This is a genomic window from Sulfurimonas sp., from assembly GCF_028694895.1.
GTDB lineage: Bacteria > Campylobacterota > Campylobacteria > Campylobacterales > Sulfurimonadaceae > Sulfurimonas.
In genome coordinates, this window is sequence record NZ_JAQVKA010000087.1 from 1 (window position 1) to 5,865 (window position 5,865).

Consider the following 5,865-nt stretch of genomic DNA (forward strand, 5'->3'; position numbering starts at 1 on the left):
AAATCGCTAATCGTTTAAAACGTAAGCGTCGTATTCGCGCAAAAATATCTGGTTGTGCTTCACTTCCTCGTGTTTCTGTATTTCGTTCAAATCGTTATTTGAGTGTTCAAGCTATTAATGATGCAACAGCAACTACTTTAGCATCATTAAGTTCAAAAGCTACAGGTCACAAAGCAAATAAAGAGGGAGGAGCTGCTCTAGGTGCTGCATTTGCTGCAAAACTTAAAGAAGTTGGAATCTCTCAAATTGTATTTGATCGTAATGGTTACCAATATCACGGTGTTATAGCTGCATTTGGTGACGCACTTCGTGCAAACGAAATTAAGTTCTAGGGGTTAAAATGGAAATCAATAGAGAAGATTTTGAAGAATCAATTGTAAATATAGGACGTGTTACAAAAGTTGTAAAAGGTGGACGTCGTTTCCGTTTTACAGCACTTGTAGTTGTTGGTAATAAAAAAGGTACTATCGGTTTTGGAGCTGGAAAAGCGAAAGAAGTTCCAGATGCTATTAAAAAAGCTGTTGATAATGCGTTTAAAAACTTAAGCAAAGTTAGTATCAAAGGTACTACAATTGCACACGATATTGAACATAAATATAATGCAAGTCGTATTTTATTAAAACCAGCATCTGAGGGTACTGGGGTTATTGCAGGTGGAGCAGTTCGTCCTGTTCTTGAGCTTGCAGGTATAAAAGACGTACTTACAAAATCAATTGGTTCAAACAATCCAGGTACACTAGTGCGCGCTACGGTTGAAGCACTAGGTCGTTTAAAAGGATAGATATGAGTATTGAAAATTTAACTCCTGCTGAGGGATCAACTAAAAATCGTAAAAGAGTTGGCCGTGGATGTGGTTCAGGAATGGGTAAGACTTCTACTCGTGGTGGAAAAGGTCAAACTGCTCGTTCAGGTAGTTCAAGAAAAAGAAACTTTGAGGGTGGACAAACTCCACTTGCAAGAAGATTACCAAAAATTGGATTTACATCTCGTGTTGTAAAACCTTATGTAATCAATGTAGAAAAAATCAAAGCAGTTGCAGAATTAGCTGAAATAACTATGGAAAGTATCCGTGGCGTTCATAAAATAGGTGCTGGTGTTACTAAAGTTAAGTTAGTTGGTGCATCTGCTAAAGATTTAGCATCAAAAATTAAAGACGACAACGTTACTGCAACAGGTAAATAGTCGTGAATAAAAATCTAGTAAATAAGATATTTATTACTATCGGGTTTTTATTTATTTATCGCCTACTGGCATACGTGCCAGTTCCAGGCGTTGATGCTGCTGTTATTGCTTCATTCTTCGATTCACATCAATCAGACGCACTAGGTTTATTTAATATGTTTAGTGGAAATGCTGTTGAGAGAATGTCAATTATAGCTCTTGGTATTATGCCTTACATTACTGCTTCTATTATCATGGAACTTCTTGCTGCAACTTTTCCTACTCTTGGTCAAATGAAAAAAGAACGTGATGGTATGGTAAAGTATATGCAAATTATTCGCTATGCAACTATTGTAATTACAATAATTCAAGCAATAGGTATAAGTGTTGGACTACAAAGTTTAACAGGACCTAATGGTAATAGCGCAATCTTAGCAGACCATAACACATTTATAATGCTCTCGGCTGTATCAATGCTAGCTGGAACTATGTTACTTATGTGGATTGGTGAGCAGATAACTCAAAGTGGTATCGGAAATGGTATCTCTTTAATTATTTTTGCTGGAATCGTCTCGGCAATTCCAAGTGCGATTGGTCAAACATTTACAATGGTAAATACTGGAGCTATGAGTTTCATAACAGTACTTGCTATCTTAGCTCTTATCTTTGGAACTGTTGCAGTTATTATCTATGTTGAGCTAGGTGAGCGTCGTATTCCAGTTACATATGCTAAAAAAGTAATGTTACAAAATCAAAACAAAAGAGTTATGAACTACATTCCTATTAAGGTAAATCTTGCTGGTGTAATTCCAGTTATTTTTGCTAGTGCAATATTAATGTTTCCAATGACTGTAATGTCAAGTAGTACTAATCCAACGATTATGGCTATTGCTGATCACCTTAACCCAAATAGTTATTTCTTTAACTTTTTGACATTTGTTTTTGTTGTTTTCTTTGCATTTTTCTATGCTTCGATTACATTTAACTCAAAAGATATTTCTGAAAATTTAAAAAAACAGGGTGGCTTTATTCCAGGTATTCGTACTGGAAATGCAACTGCTGAATTTTTAAATACAACGGCGAGTAATTTAACATTTACAGGTGCTCTATATCTTGGTTTAGTAGCAACTCTACCATTTATGATTATTAAAGGGATGGGAGTTCCATTCTTCTTTGGAGGGACTGCGGTTTTAATTGTTGTTCAAGTTGCACTTGATACTATGAGAAAAATTGAAGCTCAAATTTACATGAGTAAGTATGAGACACTAAGTGCAGTTGGTCTGTAAATAATGGCCATAGCGCTTAGACAACCCGCAGATATTGAAAAACTCCGTGCTGCCAATAAAATTGTTGGTGGTGCGTTAGAACTACTAAGACAAAATACAAAAATTGGTACATCTTTAAAAGAGCTTGACGCTATGGCAGAGGATTATATCCGATCTCATGGAGCAAGACCCTCTTTTAAAGGACTTTATGGCTTTCCAAACGCAGTATGTACATCACTAAATCATGTAATCATTCACGGTATCCCAACAGAATATAAGCTCCAAGAGGGTGATATTATAGGTTATGATATTGGGACTGAACTTAATGGATGGTTTGGTGACGCTGCTATTACAGTAGCAGTTGGAGAAGTAAGTGATAAAGATAAAGAGTTAATAGCATGTGCTAAAGATTCACTTTATGAAGCGATAGATGTGATAAAAGTTGGTATGAGATTTAAAGAGCTTTCGGCTCTTTTAGAAAATGCTATTCGTTCAAGAGGCTTTGTTCCTCTTCATAGTTTTTGTGGACATGGTATAGGTAAAAAACCTCATGAAGAACCAGAAATACCAAACTATTTAGAGGGTAAAGATGCAAAAGGCGGTCCAAAAATAAAAAACGGAATGGTTTTTTGTTTAGAGCCGATGATTTGTCAAAAAGATTCAAAGCCACTTATTTTAGAGAATAAGTGGGATGTTGTTAGTGCCGATGGATTACGCGGTTCACACTATGAGCATACTGTTGCAGTAATCAACGGTAAAGCTGAAATTTTATCTCTGGCTTGAGAAAAAAAGGATTAAAATGGCTAAATCAGATGTTATCGAAGTTGATGGCAAGATTATAGAGGCTTTGCCAAATGCAACATTCCGTGTTGAGTTAGAAAATGGGCATATTATTTTATGTCATATTGCAGGAAAAATGCGTATGCACTATATAAAGATATTACCAGGTGATAAAGTAAAACTCGAACTAACACCATACTCTTTAGATAAAGGTCGTATCACTTACAGATACAAATAAAAAAGAGGCATTTTTGCCTCTTTTTAAAACTAGCTACTCTGTAACACTTTTATAAATTTTCATATTTTTTAAATCAAACATCTTATATAGTATGTACCAATTTGCCCAAGCAGTTAAAAAAGTATCGCTATATATCGCATTATGTCTCTCTTTTTCTAAAGCCAACTCATTAGAAAAAAGTTTTTTTAACTCAAGCTCACTTCTTAGGGTTAAATCATCAAAAAAAATATCTTTAAGACTTTTTGCTAAAGTTGTATCTGTAATATCTTTTAGAGACTCTTCATCAACTAAAATTTGAGGATTATATGTCACTTTAAAAGTTCCATTACTCAAAGGTTTTGACTCTTTAGAGGTAACGTTATTATTATATTTAAAAACCCATGCCATATATCCACCATCCAATATAGAAACATTTTCAAACCCATGTTGTAAAAAAGTAGATGCCAAATAAGTTGCATTAAGATAATCAATACTATTCGTCCTTGAATAGATAACTACATGTGAGTCTTTATTTATGCCGAGTTTGCACATCTCATTTTCTACTTTTTTGCTAAAGTCTGTAGAGGGTCTTGTGTATTTATTTTTTGTAAATTTAGAAATATCAGCATGAAGTGCATTAGAGATATGGCTTTTTTCATAAAGAGAGTATTCACTTGCGTCTAAGAGAATTAAATTTTTATTTTGTAAAATCTCATGAAGCTGATTTGGTTTTATAAAAGCGTCATAAGCAGTTACATGTATAGCAAAGAGTAGTATCAGTATAAATTTCATAAGTTGCTTAAAACGTCTGAGTATTTCTAAATTCTGATATTTCTGTTTCAACCATTTCGTTTATCATAATCTTAAAAAGATCAGAAATCATATTTGGAGAAACGTCAGCTTTAATAGCAGAATGGCGTACTTTTTGCAAGATATAATCAACTCTATCATCAGCTTTAACTTCTTCGATACTATTTTTAAATGATGCAGCTTGACGAACAAGATGGCTTCTCTTAGAGATTAACTCAACTATTAAATCATCAATTTTATCTATCTCGCTTCTTATCTCAAGTAGTGAATTACATTTTTTTACTTCTGACATTTTCTTCTCCATTTGTAGTAAAGTATGTTATCTAAAAAGAGACAATAATTTAATTATTGTGTTATATTAAACGCTCTTTTATAAGCCTCTCTAAGCGATAATTCTCTATTTTTGTAATCAATTACGTCTCCTATCTCTATATCAATGGTGCGCTCAAATTTAGAATCTTTAATAGCTTCTAGAAGAGTTTGTTCTGCTTTAGAACGTATATAAACTGGCAAAATAGGAAGTCTATTTTTAATTGCGATAATTTCAGAACCATCTTTGAACTCATTTAGTAAAACATCTGATTTATTTCTTGTTCCCTCTGGAAATATATAAATAGAGTTTCCCTCTTTTGTGCACTTTTTTATATCTTTAAAAAAACCGCTCATTTGGGATGCTTCTCTATCTAGTAAAATAGTTCCTGCATTTCTAGTAAACATCCCGAAAAAAAGTGAGTTATAAAGCTCTTTTTTTGCTATCCAATAACCAAATATAGAACTATCTTTTGTAGCAATCTCAATAATAAGAGGATCAATAATTGTTCTGTGATTTGAAACTAGAAGATATTGACCGTTTTGTGGAAGTTTATCTTTGTTAATGATGTTTATTTTGATATTTAGCTTATTTAAGAGTTTACTTGCATAATCAACTCTTAATCTTTTTTTGTCTTTTGAATCTTTTAATCCTTTAAGCTTAAATCCATAATAGTTTGTTAAAAATATGGCATAAATTGCTATTTTTATCTGATTTAGTGTCAAGGATACTCCTTAGTTTGGCTTTATAATTTTTTTTATCTCTTTTGGCAGATGAGCAAAGGGGAGCGATTTCATTCCCTCTTTTATGCCATTTTCAAAAACCATAACATCAACTGTCATTTTTGTAGGATAAAATCTTATAACTTCATAAGAGGTGTTCTCAAGCTTAAATGATATTTTTCTCTCATGTAGTTCTATGCTTTTTTTGTTTTTTGGCATCTTAACTCTTCAAATATATGCCGTTTTCTCTAACTTCTATAGTGTTGCTATCAACAAGAGCAGTCAAAGAGCGTTTAAACTCTTTTTTGCTTAGTCCAAAAACATCCTTTATAAGCTCTGCATCACTTTTGTAGTTGTAAGGCATGCTCCCGCTATTTGCATTTAAAAGAGCAAGAACTTTCTCTACTGAAGCATCTTTTCTCTTTGCGCTACTCGGCTGAAGTGACAAATCTATACATCCATCTTTTCTAATGTTTTTTACAAAAGCTCTTTTTTTATCGCCTATCTCTATCTTTTCAAAGATTTCGTTATGATAAATTAATCCTTCATATAGCTTTTCTACTATGCATTTATATCCAAGTGGGGTCTTTGCAATGATGA

At 33.2% G+C, this 5,865-nt stretch carries 10 protein-coding genes and 1 pseudogene; 6 read left to right on the forward strand and 5 right to left on the reverse strand.

The genetic code is table 11. The features are described 5' to 3' along the window. Positions 1-2 precede the first annotated feature (2 nt). The 6 genes from rplR to infA are packed head-to-tail and all read left to right on the forward strand — an operon-like array spanning position 3 to position 3,444. On the forward strand, positions 3-332 hold the full coding sequence (gene rplR / locus PHI38_RS08420) for a 50S ribosomal protein L18 (protein ID WP_299855026.1): 330 nt from the start codon (positions 3-5) through the stop codon (positions 330-332). Between the two features lie 8 nt (positions 333-340). Then, positions 341-781, forward strand: a complete 441-nt coding sequence (gene rpsE, locus PHI38_RS08425; RefSeq protein WP_011371939.1) for a 30S ribosomal protein S5 — start codon at positions 341-343, stop codon at positions 779-781. A 2-nt stretch (positions 782-783) separates the two neighbouring features. After that, positions 784-1,182 carry a 50S ribosomal protein L15 gene (gene rplO / locus PHI38_RS08430; protein ID WP_299855029.1) on the forward strand — a complete coding sequence of 133 codons (399 nt, stop codon included), beginning with the start codon at positions 784-786 and terminating at the stop codon, positions 1,180-1,182. 2 nt (positions 1,183-1,184) lie between these two features. Further along, the gene (gene secY, locus PHI38_RS08435; RefSeq protein WP_277059613.1) at positions 1,185-2,447 is read left to right on the forward strand and encodes a preprotein translocase subunit SecY; all 1,263 of its coding nucleotides are present in this window, start codon (positions 1,185-1,187) and stop codon (positions 2,445-2,447) included. Positions 2,448-2,450: 3 nt separating this feature from the next. Then, a complete protein-coding gene (map, locus tag PHI38_RS08440; protein ID WP_299855037.1) occupies positions 2,451-3,209 on the forward strand; it encodes a type I methionyl aminopeptidase in 759 nt (252 codons plus the stop codon). Positions 3,210-3,225: 16 nt separating this feature from the next. Next, on the forward strand, positions 3,226-3,444 hold the full coding sequence (gene infA / locus PHI38_RS08445; protein ID WP_008338996.1) for a translation initiation factor IF-1: 219 nt from the start codon (positions 3,226-3,228) through the stop codon (positions 3,442-3,444). Positions 3,445-3,477: 33 nt separating this feature from the next. On the opposite strand, the gene PHI38_RS08450 is transcribed toward infA, so the two are convergent. The 5 genes and pseudogenes from PHI38_RS08450 to PHI38_RS08470 all read right to left on the reverse strand — a co-directional run. Beyond that, positions 3,478-4,215, reverse strand: coding sequence for a rhodanese-like domain-containing protein (locus tag PHI38_RS08450; protein ID WP_299855039.1), 738 nt, complete (start codon positions 4,213-4,215; stop codon positions 3,478-3,480). 7 nt (positions 4,216-4,222) lie between these two features. After that, on the reverse strand, positions 4,223-4,525 hold the full coding sequence (locus PHI38_RS08455) for a chorismate mutase (RefSeq protein ID WP_299855042.1): 303 nt from the start codon (positions 4,523-4,525) through the stop codon (positions 4,223-4,225). A 53-nt stretch (positions 4,526-4,578) separates the two neighbouring features. Beyond that, complete coding sequence (locus tag PHI38_RS08460; protein WP_299855045.1) at positions 4,579-5,268, reverse strand: lysophospholipid acyltransferase family protein; 690 nt, start codon at positions 5,266-5,268, stop codon at positions 4,579-4,581. A 9-nt stretch (positions 5,269-5,277) separates the two neighbouring features. Next, entirely contained in the window at positions 5,278-5,484 is a 207-nt protein-coding gene (locus tag PHI38_RS08465) for a hypothetical protein (RefSeq protein WP_299855047.1), read from the reverse strand. A 1-nt stretch (position 5,485) separates the two neighbouring features. Next, positions 5,486-5,865 (reverse strand): annotated as a pseudogene (locus PHI38_RS08470) (DNA-binding protein); the annotation flags it as partial.